Genomic DNA, 18271 nt, shown 5'->3' on the forward strand with positions numbered 1-18271 from the left:
CGGCGCTCCGTCACCCGCCGAGCACGCGCTTGAGGTAGGCGTTCTCGAAGATCCGCTCGGGATCGAGGCGATCGCGGACCGCCCGGAAGTCGTCGAACCGCGGGTAGACGGTGCGCAGCGACTCGGCGTCGCGGTGGTGCAGCTTGCCCCAGTGCGGACGCCCCTCGAACGCCACCATGATGTCCTCGACCGCCCGGAAGTACTCCTCGGGGTTTTCCCGGTAATAGCGGTGCACGGCGATGTAGCCGCTCTCGCGGGCGTACGCCGTGGAAAGCCAGTTCTCGTCGGCGGCGGCGCTGCGCACCTCCATCGGGAACGAGATGCGCCAGCCGCGCCGCTCGATGAGCGCCTTGACGGCGCGCACCGCGTCGGGGACGGCGTCGCGCGGGACGGCGTACTCCATCTCGCGGAACCGGACGGTGCGGTTCGTCACGAAGACGCGCGGTGAGCGGTCGGTGAAGTCGCGGTTGCCGGTGAGCCGCTGAGCCAGGCGGTTGAACGGCGGGATGACGGCGGGCGCGACCGTCCCGAGAGCGCAGACGCCGCGATAGACGCCGTTCGCGAGAAGCTCGTCGTCGACCCACCGACCGAACGGCGGGAGGGGCTTGCGCGGGTCGGTGAGCGGCAGGCGCGTGTTCGTCTTGGTGAGCGCCGTCCCGGTGTGCGGGAACCAGTAGAACTCGAAATGATCCTCCCGGGCGGAGCGCTCCGTGTACGACTCGAGCACCGCCTCCAGCGGCTCGGGGCGCTCGACGGCGTGCAAGAGGAACGCGGGGACGCACTGGATCGTGAGGTCGACGATGATGCCCAGCGCGCCGAGCCCCACCCGGGCGGCGGGCAGGAGGTCGGCGTTCTCCTCCTCGCCGATGCGCAGGAGGCTGCCGTCGCCCGTCACGAGCGTCATGCCGACGATCTGCGTGGCGAGGCCGCCGAAGGCCCCGCCGGTGCCGTGCGTCCCCGTGGAGGTCGCTCCGGCGAGGCTCTGCCGGTCGATGTCGCCCATGTTCTGGAGCGCGAGCCCGTGCTGGCCGAGCAGCCGGGGCAGCTGATGGAGGCGCGTCCCGGCCGCCAGCGTCACGCGCGACCGGTCGAGGTCGAGGTCGACGATGCCCGTGAGCGCGTCCAGCTCGAGCAGGACCCCGGGCGCGGCGGCGATGCCCGTGAAGCTGTGGCCCGCTCCGACCGCTTTCACGCGCAGGTGTCTGGCCGCCGCGGCGGCGACGGACCGCTGGACGGCCTCGGCCGTCGCGGGGCGCTCGACGCGCTGGGGTCGGATCGCTTCGCTGCGGCTCCAGTTGCGCCAGACGCCGCCGTCCGCCGTCACAGGAAGTCCCTCCCCTCGCCGCGGTACGTCGGCACCTCGCCGATCACCGCCACGCGGCCGTCGACGGAGTCGACCAGCTGGAACGCGTTGACGTGCTCGCTGAGCTCGCCCGACTTGGTGTGCCGGAACCACACGCGGTCACCGACCCGGAGAACCGAGGCCGCCGCGCCTCGCACCGGCGTCTGCACCTCGCCCGCCATCTCGCGCGCGACCATCGTGAGTCCGGCCGGCCACACCGGCTTGGGCAGGCGATCCGGCCCGGGCGGCCCGGACGCGACCCACCCCCCGCCGAGGAGCGTGGCCGTCCGCTCGTCGGGGCGCCGGACCACGGGCAGGGCGAACGCGGCGGCGGGTGCCGGCCGGAACCCCCGGTACGTGTCGAAGAGGTGACCGCCGAACAGACCGCTCCCGGCCGCCAGCTCGGTGACCGACGGGTCGGATGCGGTGAACTCGAGGGATCCCGTCCCTCCCCCGTTGACGAAAGCGAGCTCGGCGATCGCGCGGACCGCGGCCACCGCCTCCCCCCGGCGCCCGAGCAGCTCCTCCCGGGAGCTCCGCTGCACCCGGCGGAGGGTCGCGCCCCAGGCGGGCCGCCCGGGCGGACGGTCTCCCTGGCCGGCGATCTGGGCCTCGTAGCCCATGATGCCGACGAGCGAGAACCCGGGCCGGCGGACGACCTCCTCGGCGAGCGCCCGGAGCTCGGCGGGCGCGTGGAGCGGCGAGCGGTAGACGCCGACATGGCCGAGGACCGGGGCGTCCCAGGACGAGTCGAGCTCCAGGCAGACGCGGATGGTCTCACGCGCGCCGGGCCGGGTCACGGCGTCGACCAGGTCGAGGTGGGCCACGGAGTCGACCATGAGCGTCACCCGCGAGGCGAGCTCCGGGGAGGCGGCGAGCCGGGCGATCGCCGAGCGGTCGGCGGTGGGATAGCCCACGACCACATCGGTGATGGGCTCGTGCCCGTCGTCCCCCTCGGCGAGCCACAGCGCCTCAGGCAGCGTGTAGGCGAGGACCCCGCGATAGCCCGGGAGCGCGAGCACGGCGTCGAGCACCGAGCGCACGCGGACCGACTTGGAGGCGACGCGGATGGGCTTGGCCGGCGCGGACCCGGACGCTGCAGCGCCGGCCGCCACCCGGCGGAGCATGTCGTGCGCGTTGTGCCGGAGCGCCGGCAGGTGGAGGACCGCGAGCGGCGGATCGAGCCGCGCCGTGGCGGCGGACAAGGCGGGCCAGTGGGCGTCCGGCGCGGTCCAGGTCCGGTCCCGCGGTGCGGGCGGGGTCGACAGGTCGAGAGCGGTCATCAGCGCACCGTCTTCACTCGGGCGACCGCGAGCGCGCCCGCGAACGCGAACAGGGCAGACAGCACGAACAGGCCCGCGAAACCGCCCAGCGCCGCGACGATCATCGCGCCGAACAGCGGCGCCACGGCCTGCGGGACCGCGAGTGCGATGTTCATGATGCCGAGATCCTTCCCGCGGTTCTCCGGATCGGGGAGCACCTGCGTGGCGAGCGCCTGGTCGACCGACAGGAAGCACCCGTAGCCGAGGCCGAGCAGTCCGGCGGCGACCATCGCGACCGGGAGAGCGGGGACGAACGCGAGCAGGAGGGCGGCCACGCCCTGCACCGCCGAGGAGAGGAAGACGAAGGCCTTGCGCCTCCCGAGCCGGTCGGAGAGCCGGCCGAGCACGAGCGACGCCACGATGACGAAGACCATGTAGATGAGGATCAGGATGAGGAGGTCGTCGTCGGCGTGCGCGTCGCGCAGGCCGAACTCGAGGAAGTACAGGAGGAGCGACGTGCCGAACGCGTTCCCGAGGTTCACGAGCACGCGGCTGAGCAGCGTCCAGCCGAAGTCCGGGTGCTCGCGCGGGCTGATCCACAGACCCTGCACCACGCCGCGCACGGTCATCGCCTCGCGCAGCTCGGCGGGGAGGACCGCGTCCGGCAGGGCGAGGAACGGGAGCACGAGCAGCACGAGGAGGACCGCCATCGCCGCGTAGCCGACCAGAGCGCCGACGAAGACATAGGTCACGAGAGCCACGCCCAGGATGATCCCGATCGCCTGAGGAGCGCTGATCCACCCCGAGACGAAACCGCGCTGCCCCACGGGAACCTGGTCGCTGATCGTCGCGGTCAGGGCCGCGGTGAGGATGCAGAACCCGGTCAGCGCCAGGCACCAGAACGCGCCGATCCCGACGATCGTCGTCTGGAGGCCCAGGAGCATCAACGAGAGCGCGAACACGAGAGCGCCCGCGGCGATCCACGGCCGTCGGCGCCCGAACCGGCTCGTCGTCCGGTCGGAGAGCGCACCGGTGAGCGGGTAGGCGACGATCGCGCAGACGCCGGAGAGGCCCGAGATGATGCCGAACGCCACCACGCTGTCGACCCACGAGGAGGAGCCGAGCTGCCGCTGCACCTGGTCCGGGAGGAGCTTCTGGATCGGGGCCAGCTGCGCCATCCACACGCCGAGCCAGGCGATCGCGAAGAAGGCGATCCAGCGGCCCGGCACCCTGCGGGTCGGTTCGGCGAAGACGGCCGGGGTCGAGGTGTCGGTCATCGGGAGCCGGCTTCCGTCGAGGGAGCCGCGGCGGCGGCTAGCGCGGAGGCGGGCGCGGCGAGCGCGGCGAGGGCGTCGGCCGCGAAGTCCAGCGCCGCCTCGGCCGCGTCGTCGTCGCGGGTGACGAGCCACGCCACCGTCAGCCCGTCGGTCAGGGTGACGAGGAGGCGCGCGATGTCGGCGACCGGGCGCCTCCATTCGCTGCCGCTCAGCCGCGCGGCCGTCTCGACGGCTTGCGCGGCCAGCTCGAAGTAGCGGTCGTACTGGCGCTTCGCGAGCGGGGCGAACCCGGGCTCCCGGAGCGCCCACTGGGTGAGCTCGAGCAGCGCCGTCTCGCGCTCGGGCGCAGCCCGGACGCCGTCGAAGTAGTGCTGCAGGCCGAGGCGCAGCACCTCCCGCAGCCCGGTCGGGCGCTCCCCCGGGCGGGGCAGCAGCACGGGCGCCAGGTCGGCCTGCTCGGAGGCGAGCGCGGCCTCGATCAGCTCGGCCATGAGCTCGTCCCGCGAGTCGAACACGTAGTGGAAGCTCGCGAGGGACATGCCCGCCTCGGCCACGATCCGGCGGGTCGTCGCTGCGGACACCCCGTCCTTCGCGACGACACGGAGGGCGGCCTGCACGAGCGCCGTGCGTCGTTCCGCTGCCGAGATGCGCGTCATCCGGACTCCTCGCTGTCACCGCGCGTCCTCGCGCGGAAGTGGGACAAGTGACCCAGTTGTCAGTATGCCGTAAATCCCCGTCACACGTTTGACAGGGACCCTCGGCACCCCCTGGAATGGGGGTGAATGCGGGGATTCAGCACGGACAGCTCACCGCCAGACCAGCGACGGGGATCGCTCGGGCTGGTGGCTCTGGCGATCGCGGCGGCCGGTCTCCTGCTCCTCCTCGGCGCCGTCGGACCCGCCGGTCCGCCCGCCTCGGCCGAGACCACGCCGTCGCCCCCCGCCGCCGATCTCGCGGCCACCGACCCGCCGACACCGGCGTCGCCGCCGCCCACCGCCGCACCGACCACTCTGGGCCCGCTCCCCACCGGGCTCGTCACACGCTTCCCTCTCGCGATCAGCGGCTCCGGCGTGACCGGCGACACCATCGACGTGTCCGGCGGGTCGTCGCCGGGCCCGACCGAGCAGTGCCAGGCCGTCGTCGCCGCCGACGGCAGCTGGACCTGCTCGCTCGGCGCCCTGCCCGACGGCCCGTCCGTCCCGGTCCGAGCGGTCTCGCGCGGGAGCGGGGAGGCGGACTCCGGCAAGGTGCAGGTGCTGCGGCCGCCGAGCATCGCCGTGCCCCCGGGCGGCCTGGCGACCTCAGGCGGCATCCGCGGCACGGCCTACCCGGGGGCGACGGTCACCGTGACGGCGGAGACGGGGGCGAGCTGCAGCTTCCCCGCCGACTCGACCGGTTCCTGGGGCTGTGTCCTGAGCGGCCTGGCGGATGGGCGCCACTCCGTCACCGCGCGCCAGGTCGCGCCCTTCTCCTCGCAGAGCTCCGCCCCCACCGCGGCCGTGCCCGTCCTCGTCGACGCGACCGCCCCGCCTGCGCCCGCGATCGGCGCGCCGAGCAGCGGCTCGGCCGTCGCGCCCGGTTCCGCGTTCATAGTTCGCGGGACGGGCGAGGAGGGAGACCGCATCACCGTCTACGCGAGCACGCAGGCCGGGACCGTCGTGGCTTGCACGGCCACGGTCGCCGGAGGCGCGTGGTCGTGCTCGGCGAACCTGCCGGCCGGCAAGTACCTGCTCTCCGCGCTCCAGCGGGATGCCGCGGGCAACGTCAGTCCGGGAAGCAACGGCGTCTCGCTGACCGCCGCCGCCCCCGCGCGGAGCACTCCGGCCTCCCCGTCGACCGCCGCACCCGCTCCGACGCCGTCGTCCGCACCGTCGAGCGCGGCGCCGGCGCCCGCACCGGCTCCCGCCGACCCGCCGGCGGCTTCGGCGCCGCACCCCGGGACCAAGAGCTGGATCGGCACCCCGTTCACCGTCGCCTCGGCTCCCGTGGTGAGCGCGGAGGCGATCCCCGGCTGGGTGCGCTCCGTCGCCCTCGCTCTGGCGGCGCTCCTCCTCCTGATCCTCCCGGCACGGCTGCTGTCCGCGGCGCTGGCGCGGAATCGCGAGCCGCGACGGACCCGGTCCCGCGGAACGCCGACGTTCTTCGGACGCAACCGTCCCCGCGATGCCGCGCCCTCGCTGTTCGCGCGATCGCAGCCGACGGTCGACGCGTCCGCGCCTCCCCCGGACCCGAACGGACCGGCCGCGGCGGACCCGTCGCAGCGCTGGCTGCTCCCCGTGGTCGGTGTGCTGGCCGCGACGCTCGTGACGCTCTCGACGTCGGTGCCGGACACGGGCGCCTACCTCCGTCTCCTGCTCGCCGTCCTCGTGGCGGTCGCCGCTGTGAACGCCGTGTGGGTGCTGTCGGCCCGTGTGATCGCACCGCGAGTCGGCTTGGAAGCGCCCCACGTCCGCGTGCGACCGGTGGCGCTCGCGATCGTCGCGGTCACCGCGCTCGGTTCGCGTCTCGTCGGACTCGAGCCCGCACTGCTCTTCGGCCTGGTGCTCGGGGTGGTGTTCGAGCCGCACGTCGGGCGCGCGCGTCGCGGGCACGTCGCCGCGGTCCAGGCCTGTTCGGTGGCCGCTCTCGGGGTGATCGCCTGGCTGACGGTCGGCCTGCTCCCCGCCCCGGCGGGCGTGGTCTCGGCGTTCCTCGTCGAGCTGGCGAACTCGCTCGCACTCCTCGGGCTCGGGTCCGCGGCGGTCGTCCTCCTGCCGTTCGGGTCGTTCTCGGGGAAGGCCATCGCGAGGTGGTCCCGGTGGTTCTGGCTCGCCCTGACCCTCGTCGTCTACACCCTGCTGTTCGCGCTGCTGCTGCCCGTCGCCTCCCTGGTGCAGGCCGGCGCCGGGCTCATCATCGTCGTCGTCGCCGCGGTCGTGTTCGCCGCGCTCAGCGTCTCCACGTGGCTGTGGGAGCGCTACGTCGAACCGGCGCGCTGACGCCGCTCAGACGGCCTCGACGTAGAACCAGTCGCGGCCTTCCCTGAGGAAGCGCGACACCTCGTGGAGCTGCCCGCGCTCGGCGCCCTTGAAGTAAGCCCGGAACTCGACCACTCCCTCCGTGTCGAAGGGGCCGCCCGCCTCCGTTCGCACGATGTCGAGGCGGTACCACACGAGCCCGCCGTCGAGTTCGAGAGCGGCCGGGCGAGCGGAGGGATGCCAGCTGCGGAGCAGGTACCCCGCGTCGCCGAGGGCGAAGGCGCTGAAGCGCGACCGCATCAACCGCTCAGCCGTCGGCGCGGGCTCGCCGCTGTGGAGCGGACCGCAGCAGAGGTCATAGGTCTCGCCGCTCAGGCACGGGCACCGGGAGGTCACCCTCCGAGCGTAGCCCGGGCGAGAAGAGACCCGGCCGGTGCCCGCGTCGGGGGATCTCGGGCACCGGCCGGGCCGGAGGACACCTCACCAGAAAGGGTGTCGGCAGCCATAGTGGACCGCCTGGATGCATGCGGGCTTCGGAGTGACTGAATGAGCTCTCACAACGCGGGAGGCGGTCGCGGGAACGCCGAAGCGGGGGCGGCAGTGTAGCGTTGTCCCTATGGAAGGTGTGCTCATCGGATTCATCTGGCTCGTCGTGATCGTCGGCGGGAGCCTCGCCACGGCGGCCGCCGTGCAGATGATCAAGTCGCCCTACCGCGACCGCTGACCCGCGGGCCCGTCGGGCCGCCTCCCGGTCGGAGTGGCCCCCATAGCCCAATTGGCAGAGGCAGGCGACTTAAAATCGCCCGAGTGTGGGTTCGAGTCCCACTGGGGGTACTGCCTACCCGCTGACGATCGACGCGCGACGCGACGCGTTTGCGGCCCTGCGGGACGCATGCGGCCGCGCGCGCAGTCGCACACGTCCCCAGCAACCGCAGGAGCGCGCGCTTGCCGGTGTCAGGCGCGCGGAGCTGCCGGCTGGCCGCGCTCGGATGAGCGAAAGCCCGGCGCCGCGGCGGCCCGGGACGGCCGAAGGCCCGGCCCCTGACCGGGACCGGGCCTTCGCGCTCGAGCGCCTTACTTCGCGGCGACCTCGGCGGGCTGCTTGCGCGTCGACGCCTTCGCCGGCTTCTCGACCGGCTTCGGGGTCTCTTCGACCGCCGGCGGCTTCGGCCGGGCGGCGAACTCTTCGAAGTACGCGCGCGGGTGCTGCACCGCGGTCAGCGACGCGATGTCGCGCCCGAGCCAGAAGTTGTTCCACCAGCCCCACAGCACGCGCCACTTGCGCTCCCAGGTCGGCATGGCCAGACCGTGGTACCCGCGGTGGGCGAACCAGCCGAGCACGCCCTTGATCGCGATCTTGCCGGACTGCAGCACGCCGATGCCGAGGCCGAGACCGGCGACCGCACCGAGGCTCTTGTGGTAGTACTGGCGCGGCAGCTCGCCGCGGAGCGTGGCGATGATGTTCTTCGCCATGAGCTTGCCCTGGCGGACGGCGTGCTGCGCGTTCGGCACGCAGTAGCCGCCGACACCGGCTCCGGTGAGGTCCGGGACGGCCGAGACGTCGCCCGCGCCCCAGGCGTCGGCGACGATCTCCTCCTCGGTGCCCACGCGCAGGTCGGCGCGGACCCGGAGGCGGCCGCGCTCCTCGATCGGGAGGTCGGTGTGACGGACGACCGTCGGGTTGGCCATGACACCCGCGGTCCAGACGATGAGGTCGCTCTCGAAGCTCTCACCGGTGGACAGCTCGATCTTGCCGTCGACCGCGCTCGTCAGCTGGGTCTCGAGGTGGATCTCGGCCCCGCGCTCGGCGAGGTTCTTGATCACCCAGTGGCTCGTCTTGAGCGAGACCTCGGGCATGATCCGGCCCATGGCCTCGATGAGGTGGAAGCGCGTCTCGTCGAAGGAGATCTCGGGGTAGTACTTGAGGAGGGCGCTCGCGAACGAACGGAGCTCGGCGAAGATCTCGATGCCCGCGAAGCCGCCGCCCACGACCACCGTCGTGAGGAGGCGCTCACGCTCCGGGCCGGCCGGCAGCCCGGCCGCCTTGTCGAAGTTGGTGAGCATCTTGTCGCGGATGTACACCGCCTCCTCGATGCCCTTGAGCCCGATGGCCTGGTCGGCGACGCCCGGGATGGGGAACGTGCGCGAGACAGCACCGGCGGTGACCACGACGATGTCGTACGGGAACTCGTACTCCTCGCCGATCGCCGGCTTGATCGTCGCCACCTTGCGCGCGTGGTCGATGTAGCTGACCTCGGCGTTGATGATCTCGGTCGTCTTGAGGTGACGACGGTGCGGCACGATCGCGTGACGCGGGTCGATGGACCCGGCTGCGACCTCCGGGAGGAACGGCTGGTACGTCATGTAGGGCAGCGGGTCGACCATGGTGACCTCGGCCTCGCCCTTGCGGAGCTGCTTCTCGAGCTTCCACGCGGTGTAGAAGCCGGCGTATCCGCCGCCGACGATCAGGATTTTGGGCACAGTGGTGGGTCTCCTCAACACGAAAAGTTTGGGTCTAACTTACTCCCTGCTGCCCATTCGCCTGAAATGCAGCCACGCGCCGACGCCGCCGAGGGCGGCGAGGGCGAGGAAGCCGGCGATCAGACTGAACGGGAGCCAGAACACGGTCAGGACGCCCCATTGCGGCCAGAGGAACAGATTCCATGGTACCGCGCGTTCGGGAGCGAGCTTCTTCGGGGCGGGTCCCGCCTCCGCGGTGGGCGCCGGGAGGGGCGTCGCGGTCGCGTCGGCCCGGCGATGCACGCGGATCCACTCGGCGAGGTCGCCCATCGGGTTGGCCGTCACGTGCGGGACGCCGGCGGTGACCGCGGCCTTCGCGTCGAGCAGCCCGTACCCGTAGACGGGGCTCGGCACAGCGCCCGGGGCAGGTCTCGCCGTCTTGATGATCCGCTCGATCACGTCGGGCGCCTTCAGCTCGGGGTGGGCGGCGCGCACGAGCGCCACGGCTCCGGCGACGAGCGGCGCCGCGCCGCTGGTGCCGGCCCACTGGACGTAGCCGCCGCCGGGGCTGGCGCCGACCAGCTGCTCACTCGGCGCCGACACCCCGATCGTGATGCCCTGCGCGGACGCGTCGAAGCTGGCCTTGCCCTGCCGGTCGACGCCGGCGACCGTGAGCACCCCCGGGATGGTCGCGGGCGCGCCGACCTCGCTCGTCCCGCTCCCCCGGTTGCCCGCGGCCGCGACCACCACCACGTCGTGGGCGAACGCGTACTGGAAGGCGTCGTCCCAGCTGGTCGGCCAGTCGAGCGTGTTGCGCGTGAGCGACATGTTGATCACGGAGGCGCCGTTGTCGACCGCCCAGCGCACGGCCTGGGCGATCTGGTCGTCGCTCGGGACGGCGCCCGCCGCATGGCCGAGGGCGATGGACGCCGTGAGGACGGAGGCCTCCGGCGCGGCCCCGAGCACCCCGTTGCCCGCGCTCGTGCCCCGGCCCGCGAGCAGCGACGCCACCCAGGTGCCGTGGTCGGCGTCCTCGCCGTCGCCGAGCGGCTTCTGCCCGTTCGGCGAGCCGACGCTCGAGACGTCGGTACCGCCGACGACCGCTCCCGCGAGGTCCGGCACGCTGCCGTCCACGCCGGTGTCGATCACCGCCACCTTGACCCCCGCGCCCCGCGTCGTCTGCCAGGCCTGCGTGAAGCCGTAATCGTTCAGCCAGTACTCGAGGTCTCTGACCTGGTCGGCCCGGGCCGGCGCCGCCGTGAACAGCGCACCGAGAGCGAGCGCGAGGGTCGTGCCCAGCGCGGTCGCCATCGCTGTCCGACGGGCGGCGGTGCGCCGCACGGTCGCTACTCCCCCGCCCCGATGCGGCACTCGCAGACAGCGGGCGACCAGGTGCCCCGCTCGAGCGCGAGGTCGCCGATCGGGTTGACCCCGGGACCGGCAGCGAGCGCGTGCGCGGCGAGAGCGTGGAGGCACTTCACCCGCACGGGCATGCCGCCCGCCGAGATGCCGTCGATCTCGTCGACGTGCGCTATCGACTCCCGGTCGGCGAGGTACTGCCTGTGCGCGGCCTCGTACTGCCCGCGCACCCCCGCGTCGGCGGCGAGCAGCTCGCTGAACTCCGCCATCACCTGCGTCGCCTCGAGGGCGGACATCGCGGCGGTCGCCGCCGGATGCGTCAGGTAGTAGAAGGTCGGGAACGGCGTCCCGTCGTCGAGACGCGGAGCCGTGGAGACCACCGTCGGCCGCCCGCACACGCAGCGCGCGGCGATGCCGACGACGTTCCTCGCAGGGCGGCCCAGCTGCTCGGAGACGACGGCGATGTCGTCGTCGGTCACGGGGTCGAACGGCGGTCTGGTCATGTGCGTGATTCTGTCCGGGGTGGTCGGGAGGGGTGTCGCCCCATTCTGCCCGATGCCGCCGACTACTTGCCGGGAGCGGGGGTGGAGGCGCCGCCCGGCTGAGCGGGCGCGCCGCCGGTTCCATCGAGCTGCTGGGGCGTCGCCTGCGTCAGGCCCGCGCCCATGACCGAGCCGAACAGCGTGCTCACCCAGTCGGTCCTCGTCTTCTGGAGCTTGGAGCTGACGGGCGTCTTGTCGCGGGAGGCGGCCGGTGGCCGGTCGTCGATCACGAGGTAGCTCACCTCGCCCGGCATGACGTAGTAGAGCCGGTCGCGCGCCTGCGCCCGGAGATAGCTGGGGTCGTTCCAGCGGGCGCGCTGGTCCTTCAGCGAATCCACCTGGGCCGAGAGCTCCCGCACGGCGCGCTGCTGGTCGGCGATCTGCTGGCGCTGGGCGAAGAAGGCCTGCACCGTCGGCGCGAGCACGACCACGGCGATCAGGAGGACGCCCATCATGACGAGCGAGAACGCCGAGAAGTGGACGCCCTGGAGCCAGCGTCCGGCTCCACTGGGCGCGGGGACGCCGGCCGGCGCGCGGCGCGTCCTCTCCTTGGGCATGTCCCTCCCGGGTGGCTCCTGTCGGGACCGGCCGGTCCCTCCTCCATCGTAGGCAGCGCGCTCCCGACGATCGGCAGGCGGAGCGGGCGCGCCCCGAAAGCGCCTGGCGAAAGCGCGTGCGACGGCGACGCACGCGGCTCAAGCGGCGGTGAGGAGGACGACCAGGCGGACGGCGCCGAGGACCGCCAGCACTCCCCCGCCGAGAGCGAAGGCGGCGCCGACGGCGCGTGCGTCGCGCGGCCGGAAGGTCCGGCCCGAATCGGAGTCGGCGAAGAAGCGGGCAGCCGCCTCCGGCCTCACCAGGGAGTAGACGCCCAGTCCCGCGAACAGGACGGCGAGCAGCAGGAAGAGCACGAGCGGGAGCAGTTCGTCGCCTGCGCCCCCGCTCTTCATGCGTTCATCCTGCCGCACCGCCGGCCGTCTCGGCACGCGAGACGCGGGAGGGCCCCGGCGATCGCCGGGGCCCTCCGGGTGTCAGGATGCTGTGCGGCTCAGCCCTGGAAACGCGGGAACGCGCTGCGGCCGGCGTACACGGCGGCGTCGCCCAGTTCCTCCTCGATGCGGAGGAGCTGGTTGTACTTCGCCACGCGCTCGGAGCGCGCCGGGGCACCGGTCTTGATCTGCCCGGCGTTGACGGCGACCGCGAGGTCGGCGATGGTGGTGTCCTCGGTCTCGCCCGAGCGGTGCGACAGCACGGCCGTCATGCCGCTTCGCTGCGCGAGCGACACGGCGTCGAGCGTCTCGGTGAGGGTGCCGATCTGGTTGACCTTCACGAGGATGCTGTTCGCCGCCTTCTGCGCGATGCCCTGGGCGAGACGCTTGGGGTTCGTGACGAAGAGGTCGTCGCCGACGAGCTGCAGCTTGCCGGCGAGCTCGGCGGTGAGGTGCGCCCAGCCCTCCCAGTCGTCCTCCGCCAGCGGGTCCTCGATCGACACGAGCGGGTAGCTGTTCGCGAGCTCCGTGTAGTAGGCGCTCATCTCGGCTGCCGAGCGCTCCTGGCCCTCGAAGCGGTAGACGCCGTTCTCGAAGAACTCGGTGGAGGCGACGTCGAGCCCGAGGGCGATGTCGCGGCCGACGGTGAAGCCGGCCTTCTCGATCGCCTCCGAGATGAGGTCGAGGGCCGCGCGGTTGTGCTCGAGCTCGGGGGCGAAGCCGCCCTCGTCGCCGAGGCCGGTGTTGAGGCCCTTGCTCTTCAGGAGCGACTTGAGCGAGTGGTAGGTCTCGACGCCCCAGCGGAGGCCCTCGGAGAACGTCTCGGCGCCGATCGGCAGCACCATGAACTCCTGGATGTCGACGCCGGTGTCGGCGTGGGCGCCGCCGTTGATGATGTTCATCATCGGGACGGGGAGGATGTGGGCGTTCGGGCCGCCGACGTAGCGGAACAGCGGCAGGTCGGCCGAGTCGGCCGCCGCGCGCGCGACGGCGAGGCTGACGCCGAGGATCGCGTTCGCGCCGAGGCGCTTCTTGTTATCGGTGCCGTCGAGCTCGATGAGGGCCTCGTCGACGAGGCGCTGGTCGGAGGCCTCGAAGCCCTCGATCGCCGGGCCCAGCTCGTCGAGGACGGCGTCGACCGCCTTCTCGACGCCCTTGCCGAGGTACCGGCCCTTGTCGCCGTCGCGGAGCTCGTAGGCCTCGAACGCGCCGGTGGAGGCTCCGGACGGGACGGCGGCGCGGCTGACGGTGCCGTCCTCCAGCAGGACCTCGACCTCGACGGTCGGGTTGCCGCGCGAGTCCAGGATCTCGCGAGCGCCTACAGCTTCGATTGCAGCCACAAGTGTCTCCTCAGTGGTCTTCCGTGGGGTTTCGTGGTCAGTCTAGTGAGGTCGGGGGAACGGCGTCTCCCGTGGCCGGATCCTTTCGGGAGGTGGCGGGATCGACGTCAGGAGCGCCTCCCCGGTCAGCCGAGCGGCTTGACCTCGAGCGCGGCCGCGTCCGCGGTGTCGGCGTTCACGAACGCGAATGACCGGTAGCCGGAGGCGGCCGCCCGGTCGAGCACCGCCTTCAGGTTCTTGGCGCGCCGGTCGAGGCGCACGCGCTTGCCGGAGGCGATGAGCTCGCTCTTGATCGCCGCGAGCCGATCGAGCGGCACGAGCGGGTCGAACACGAGGACGACGGAGTCGGCGGTCGCGTCGTCGGGGAGCTCGATGAGGTCGACCACGCGCTCGAAGCCGATGGAGAACCCGGCGGCCGGGACGTCGGTGCCGAGGAATCGGCCGATCATGCCGTCGTACCGGCCGCCGCCGCCGACCGAGCTGCCGGAGCCGGGGTGCGAGATCTCGAAGATGGTGCCCGTGTAGTACCCCATGCCGCGGACGAGCGTCGGATCGAAGCGGAGGCGCACCCCGGGCGGGAGGGTGTCGAGCGCGTGGGCGAGCGCCTCCAGATCGGCGACGGCGTCGGTGTCCATGCCCTCGGGGAGGATGCCCGTGATCGCCGCAACGGTGAGCTCGACGCCGCCGTCGGCCAGGTGCGGCTCGAGGTCGGCGAGGATCCCGCCGAGCACCGCGGCGGCATCGGCGCCGGCCTCCTCGAGCTCGGCGACGACGCCGTCCGCGCCGATCTTGTCGAGCTTGTCGATCGAGATGAGCACCTGCGGCCAGCGCGCCTCCGCGAAGCCGCAGTACTCGAGCAGCCCGTTCAGGATGCGGCGGTCGTTGATGCGGATGGTGCAGTCGGTGAGGCCGAGCGCCTCGAGGGCGGCCGCCGTCGCCGTGATCAGTTCGACCTCGGCCAGCTGCGAGCCCTCGCCGATGATGTCGATGTCGCACTGCACGAACTGGCGGTAGCGCCCCTTCTGCGGGCGCTCGGCCCGCCAGACCGGGGCGATCTGGATGCTCCGGAACACGGGCGGCAGCTCCGCTCGGTGGCTGGCGTAGAAGCGGGCGAGCGGCACGGTCAGGTCGAAGCGGAGGCCGAGGTCGGCGAGGGCCAGCAGGTCGCCCGACTCGCGGGCGGCGGCGAGGTCGTCGCCGTCGAGCCCGCGCTTAAGGATGCTGAACGACAGCTTCTCGTTGTCGCCGCCGAGGCCGGAGTGGAGGCGCTCGACGTCCTCGACGACGGGCGTCTCGATCTCGTCGAACCCGTGCGCGGCGAAGCTCCTCCGGATCACCCCGAGCGCGTGCTCCCGGCGGGCCTTGTCGGCGGGGAGGAAATCGCGCATGCCGCGGGGCGGGGTGATCGTCGAAGCCATGACCCCGATTGTCCCATGAGCCCGGTGTTCTCTCAGCGCACAGCGGAGGTGCCGGACACCGCCCGGGGGCATCGCCACGACGGTCCGCGGCGCCTTAACATACCGGCGTTGCCACCCTTATGCCCCGCCCTCGGGCCCGGCTCGGTGGTGTCCCGCAAGGACCTGGCATGAGTCGCATCCGTCCGACCACGGCGTTTGCTCGCTGTCAGACACACGGCCGACAACGCGTCCGCCCGGACCGGGAGCACGCCGCCGAGAGGCGCCCGTCTCACCCGAACGGCGAACCCGGACAGCCCGGCGCACGCGCTGTCGGCCCCTCCCGCCGGCCCGCGCTGCGGCGCGGAGGGCCCTCAGGCGCTTCGCGCCTCCTGCTCCCGGATCTCGCCCTGCAGCTCGCGGAGGGTCGATCGCAGGGCGCGCTCGGCGTCGAGACCCTGCGCCTTCGCCGAGGCAACGATCGCAAGGAGGAGCGGACCGAGCTCGTCCTCTCCGGTCACCTGGACGCCTCCCGACTGCGAGAGATCGAGCAGGCCGACCTTCTCGGCGCGGCCGAGGAGCTTGTCGGCCAGGGCGAGCGACGGCATGCCCTGCGGGATCCCGTCGAGCACGCTGGTGCGCGCGGGCTTCTCCTGCTTCTTGAGCTCGTCCCAGAAGCCGACGACGTCGTCGGCCGTCTCAGCCGCGCGGTCGCCGAACACGTGCGGGTGGCGGCCGACCATCTTCGCCGTCATGTGCGCGGCGACGTCCTGGATGTCGAAGTCCTCACCCGGCGTGTGCGCCGCGATGTCGGCGTGGAAGAGCACCTGGTACAGCACGTCGCCGAGCTCTTCGAGCATCTCGTCGCGATCCCCCGCCTCGATCGCCTCGATCAGCTCGTAGGTCTCCTCGACGAGGTACTGCACGAGCGACTCGTGCGTCTGATCGGCGTCCCACGGGCAGCCTCCCGGCGCCCGGAGCCGCGCCATCACGGCGACCAGCTCGTCCAGCCTCGTCGCCGCCTCCGGGACCACGACGGGTGCGCTCGCGTCGGACATCGGGACCTCCTCGCGTTCGGATGCGACCATCCTCTCACCGCGGCGTGTCGGTACACTGGCAGCTGGTGTGCCGGGAAGTCTGGTCGGCGATGACGACCCCGTGCGCGCGCGAGCGCGAGATTGGCAGCCGCCCATGAGCATCATCCGATCCGAGCGCACCGCGGCGGGGCTCCTGCTCGGGGCCGCGGCCCTCGGCCTCCTCCTCGCCAACACCGCGGCCGGTCCCGCCCTGCTGGCCGTCCAGCATGCCGAGCTGCACATCGGGGCGTTCCACCTCAGCGTCGGTCATTCCATCAGCGACGGCCTCCTCGCGATCTTCTTCTTCATCGTCGCGGTGGAGCTCAAGCACGAGCTCGTGGCGGGCGAGCTCAACTCGGTCCAGAAGGCCGTGCACCCCGCGATCGCCGCCGTCGCCGGCGTCATCGTCCCGGCACTCGTGTACCTGGGGATCACCGCCGGCACCGGACTCGGGTCCGGCTGGCCGATCCCCACCGCCACCGACATCGCGTTCGCCCTCGGCGTGCTCGCCGTGTTCGGGAGGGGCCTGCCCAACCGGCTGCGCGTCTTCCTGCTGGCGCTCGCGGTGCTCGACGACCTCATCGCCATCCTCATCATCGCGGTGTTCTTCACCACCGACCCGAACCTCGTCGAGCTTCTCCTGGCCGCGGTCGCGGTCGCCGTGTTCGGCTTCCTGAGCCGGTTGCTGCGGGGGCGGATGCGCTGGCCGATCGGAACGCTCATGGTGCTGATCGCCGCGCTCACCTGGTGGCTCGTCTACGACTCGGGGGTGCACGCGACCATCGCGGGCGTCGCGCTCGGCCTCGCCATGGCGCGCGGTCCGGCCGGCCGGGTGACGCACGCCCTCGAGCCCTGGTCGAACGGGTTCATCCTCCCGCTGTTCGCCTTCTCGGCCGCGCTCGTCGTCATCCCCGACGTGGCCCCCTCGCAGCTCTCCCCCGCGTTCTGGGCGATCCTCGTCGCGCTCCCGGTCGGCAAGATCGTCGGGATCACCATCGGCGGCTGGCTCGGCTCCCTGACGCGGCCCCGGGAGGAGCGCGGACGGATCTCCGTCCTCGCCCTCGTGACGATCGGCGCCCTCGGCGGCATCGGCTTCACCGTGTCCCTGCTCATGAACGAGCTCGCCTTCGCCGGGAGCGACGACGTGCGCGCCGAGGGGACGCTCGCCGTGCTGCTCGGCTCCTCCGTCGCCATCGTCGCCTCGGGCGTGCTCGTCAGCGTGCTGGCCCGGAGGAACCGCCGGCTCCACCCGCGGGCCTGAGGGTCGCTCTCGCGGGCGCAGACGGGGCGTACAGTCCCTCCATGGCCAGACGCGCGATCACCGCTTCCGTCGCGGGCGGACTCCTCGCGCTCGCGCTCGCGCTGACCGCGTGCACGGGAACCGCGCAGGTCCCCGAGACGCCCACGCCTCAGGTACCGACCGTCGGGAGCGCCCACCCCTCACCGGCAGCGACGGGAGGCGCGACCTCCTCCGCCGGCGCCCTCGCGCACGTCGTCGTCATCGTCGACGAGAACAAGCCGGCCTCGTCGATCATCGGGAACCCGCAAGCGCCGTACCTCGCCTCGCTGGCGTCGCAGGGTGCCGTCGCGACGCACTACTCGGCGATCACGCACCCGAGCCTCCCGAACTACCTCGCGCTGACCAGCGGCACCACAGCGGGCATCACCTCGGACTGCAACCCGCCCGGAGGGTCGTGCCTCGACACGGCGCCGAACCTCGCTCAGGCACTCGACCGAGCCGGCCGCAGCTGGAGGATGTACGCGGAGAGCATGCCGTCACCGTGCTCGCCCGCGAACACCGACGTGTACGCGGTCAAGCACAATCCCTTCCTGTACTTCCCGAGCGTGACGTCGGACTCGGCGTACTGCGCCTCCCATGACGTGCCGTACTCGCGGTTCGCCGCCGATCTGGCGTCGCCCTCGACGCTGCCCGACTTCTCCTTCATCAGCCCGGATCTGTGCCACGACATGCACGACTGCTCCGTGGCGACCGGTGACTCGTGGCTCGCCGCGAACGTCCCGCGGATTCTCGCGTCGCCGGCCTTCACCCGGGAGCGGTCGCTGCTCGTCGTCACCTTCGACGAGGGCGACTCGTCGGACAACGTCGTCCCGCTGATCTTCGCCGGCCCGGCAGCACGCCCGCATGCGAGCTCGTCCCAGCCGTTCAGTCACTATTCGTTGCTGCGGACGATCGAGGACCAGTGGGGTCTGCCGCCGCTCGGACCGAACGACGGAGCGGCCGCCGCGATGCCTGCGCTGCTCCGGTAGCGTCG

At 72.5% G+C, this 18271-nt stretch carries 16 protein-coding genes and 1 tRNA gene; 4 read left to right on the top strand and 13 right to left on the bottom strand.

Annotated features, from left to right (window positions below; translation table 11 throughout):
* Positions 1-10: 10 nt before the first annotated feature.
* Genes FPT20_RS10420 through FPT20_RS10435 form a run of 4 tightly spaced genes read right to left on the bottom strand, consistent with a single transcriptional unit; the run spans position 11 to position 4537 of the window.
* Positions 11-1324, bottom strand: coding sequence for a D-arabinono-1,4-lactone oxidase (locus FPT20_RS10420; protein ID WP_158865026.1), 1314 nt, complete (start codon positions 1322-1324; stop codon positions 11-13).
* Positions 1321-2625 carry an alanine racemase gene (locus tag FPT20_RS10425; RefSeq protein ID WP_158865028.1) on the bottom strand — a complete coding sequence of 435 codons (1305 nt, stop codon included), beginning with the start codon at positions 2623-2625 and terminating at the stop codon, positions 1321-1323. The genes FPT20_RS10420 and FPT20_RS10425 overlap by 4 nt, the downstream gene beginning before the upstream one ends.
* Positions 2625-3881, bottom strand: a complete 1257-nt coding sequence (locus FPT20_RS10430; RefSeq protein WP_158865030.1) for an MFS transporter — start codon at positions 3879-3881, stop codon at positions 2625-2627. The genes FPT20_RS10425 and FPT20_RS10430 overlap by 1 nt, the downstream gene beginning before the upstream one ends.
* Positions 3878-4537, bottom strand: coding sequence for a TetR/AcrR family transcriptional regulator (locus FPT20_RS10435; RefSeq protein ID WP_158865032.1), 660 nt, complete (start codon positions 4535-4537; stop codon positions 3878-3880). The genes FPT20_RS10430 and FPT20_RS10435 overlap by 4 nt, the downstream gene beginning before the upstream one ends.
* A 186-nt stretch (positions 4538-4723) precedes the next feature.
* On the opposite strand from FPT20_RS10435, the gene FPT20_RS10440 reads away from it, so the two are divergent.
* Positions 4724-6859 (top strand): Ig-like domain-containing protein, encoded by a 2136-nt coding sequence (locus FPT20_RS10440; protein WP_158865034.1) that lies wholly within the window; start codon positions 4724-4726, stop codon positions 6857-6859.
* Between the two features lie 6 nt (positions 6860-6865).
* Here FPT20_RS10440 and FPT20_RS10445 read toward each other — a convergent pair whose 3' ends face one another.
* Positions 6866-7234 carry a YchJ family protein gene (locus FPT20_RS10445; RefSeq protein ID WP_158865036.1) on the bottom strand — a complete coding sequence of 123 codons (369 nt, stop codon included), beginning with the start codon at positions 7232-7234 and terminating at the stop codon, positions 6866-6868.
* Between the two features lie 364 nt (positions 7235-7598).
* Here FPT20_RS10445 and FPT20_RS10450 point away from each other — a divergent pair.
* Positions 7599-7672: transfer RNA gene (locus tag FPT20_RS10450), tRNA-Leu, on the top strand.
* A gap of 240 nt (positions 7673-7912) precedes the next feature.
* Here the strand turns inward: FPT20_RS10450 and FPT20_RS10455 are convergent.
* The 8 genes from FPT20_RS10455 to FPT20_RS10490 all read right to left on the bottom strand — a co-directional run bounded on the left by FPT20_RS10455 (position 7913) and on the right by FPT20_RS10490 (position 15980).
* Positions 7913-9319, bottom strand: coding sequence for an NAD(P)/FAD-dependent oxidoreductase (locus FPT20_RS10455; protein WP_158865038.1), 1407 nt, complete (start codon positions 9317-9319; stop codon positions 7913-7915).
* Positions 9320-9358: 39 nt separating this feature from the next.
* Positions 9359-10609 (bottom strand): S8 family serine peptidase, encoded by a 1251-nt coding sequence (locus tag FPT20_RS10460; RefSeq protein WP_158865040.1) that lies wholly within the window; start codon positions 10607-10609, stop codon positions 9359-9361.
* A gap of 35 nt (positions 10610-10644) precedes the next feature.
* On the bottom strand, positions 10645-11160 hold the full coding sequence (locus FPT20_RS10465; RefSeq protein ID WP_158865042.1) for a DUF501 domain-containing protein: 516 nt from the start codon (positions 11158-11160) through the stop codon (positions 10645-10647).
* Positions 11161-11222: 62 nt separating this feature from the next.
* A complete protein-coding gene (locus tag FPT20_RS10470) occupies positions 11223-11756 on the bottom strand; it encodes an FtsB family cell division protein (protein ID WP_158865044.1) in 534 nt (177 codons plus the stop codon).
* Between the two features lie 138 nt (positions 11757-11894).
* On the bottom strand, positions 11895-12149 hold the full coding sequence (locus tag FPT20_RS10475) for a hypothetical protein (protein ID WP_158865046.1): 255 nt from the start codon (positions 12147-12149) through the stop codon (positions 11895-11897).
* A gap of 98 nt (positions 12150-12247) precedes the next feature.
* On the bottom strand, positions 12248-13528 hold the full coding sequence (gene eno / locus FPT20_RS10480) for a phosphopyruvate hydratase (RefSeq protein ID WP_158865048.1): 1281 nt from the start codon (positions 13526-13528) through the stop codon (positions 12248-12250).
* Between the two features lie 125 nt (positions 13529-13653).
* Positions 13654-14946 (bottom strand): histidine--tRNA ligase, encoded by a 1293-nt coding sequence (gene hisS / locus FPT20_RS10485; protein WP_158865049.1) that lies wholly within the window; start codon positions 14944-14946, stop codon positions 13654-13656.
* 350 nt (positions 14947-15296) lie between these two features.
* The gene (locus FPT20_RS10490) at positions 15297-15980 is read right to left on the bottom strand and encodes a MazG family protein (protein ID WP_158865051.1); all 684 of its coding nucleotides are present in this window, start codon (positions 15978-15980) and stop codon (positions 15297-15299) included.
* A 133-nt stretch (positions 15981-16113) separates the two neighbouring features.
* On the opposite strand from FPT20_RS10490, the gene FPT20_RS10495 reads away from it, so the two are divergent.
* On the top strand, positions 16114-17259 hold the full coding sequence (locus tag FPT20_RS10495; RefSeq protein WP_158865053.1) for a Na+/H+ antiporter NhaA: 1146 nt from the start codon (positions 16114-16116) through the stop codon (positions 17257-17259).
* A 41-nt stretch (positions 17260-17300) separates the two neighbouring features.
* Positions 17301-18266 (top strand): alkaline phosphatase family protein, encoded by a 966-nt coding sequence (locus FPT20_RS10500; protein WP_158865055.1) that lies wholly within the window; start codon positions 17301-17303, stop codon positions 18264-18266.
* Positions 18267-18271: the final 5 nt, after the last annotated feature.

It is taken from the genome of Leifsonia sp. AG29 (genome assembly GCF_009765225.1).
Taxonomy (GTDB): Bacteria; Actinomycetota; Actinomycetes; order Actinomycetales; family Microbacteriaceae; genus Leifsonia.

What these genes read in the sequence shown, in the direction of transcription:
- FPT20_RS10435 (WP_158865032.1), bottom strand. Translation starts at nt 4,537, where the DNA reads ATGACGCGCATCTCGGCAGCGGAACGACGCACGGCGCTCGTGCAGGCC.
- FPT20_RS10425 (WP_158865028.1), bottom strand. Translation starts at nt 2,625, where the DNA reads ATGACCGCTCTCGACCTGTCGACCCCGCCCGCACCGCGGGACCGGACC.
- hisS (WP_158865049.1), bottom strand. Translation starts at nt 14,946, where the DNA reads ATGGCTTCGACGATCACCCCGCCCCGCGGCATGCGCGATTTCCTCCCC.
- FPT20_RS10460 (WP_158865040.1), bottom strand. Translation starts at nt 10,609, where the DNA reads ATGGCGACCGCGCTGGGCACGACCCTCGCGCTCGCTCTCGGTGCGCTG.
- FPT20_RS10430 (WP_158865030.1), bottom strand. Translation starts at nt 3,881, where the DNA reads ATGACCGACACCTCGACCCCGGCCGTCTTCGCCGAACCGACCCGCAGG.
- FPT20_RS10465 (WP_158865042.1), bottom strand. Translation starts at nt 11,160, where the DNA reads ATGACCAGACCGCCGTTCGACCCCGTGACCGACGACGACATCGCCGTC.
- FPT20_RS10490 (WP_158865051.1), bottom strand. Translation starts at nt 15,980, where the DNA reads ATGTCCGACGCGAGCGCACCCGTCGTGGTCCCGGAGGCGGCGACGAGG.
- FPT20_RS10470 (WP_158865044.1), bottom strand. Translation starts at nt 11,756, where the DNA reads ATGCCCAAGGAGAGGACGCGCCGCGCGCCGGCCGGCGTCCCCGCGCCC.
- FPT20_RS10495 (WP_158865053.1), top strand. Translation starts at nt 16,114, where the DNA reads ATGAGCATCATCCGATCCGAGCGCACCGCGGCGGGGCTCCTGCTCGGG.
- FPT20_RS10500 (WP_158865055.1), top strand. Translation starts at nt 17,301, where the DNA reads ATGGCCAGACGCGCGATCACCGCTTCCGTCGCGGGCGGACTCCTCGCG.
- FPT20_RS10475 (WP_158865046.1), bottom strand. Translation starts at nt 12,149, where the DNA reads ATGAAGAGCGGGGGCGCAGGCGACGAACTGCTCCCGCTCGTGCTCTTC.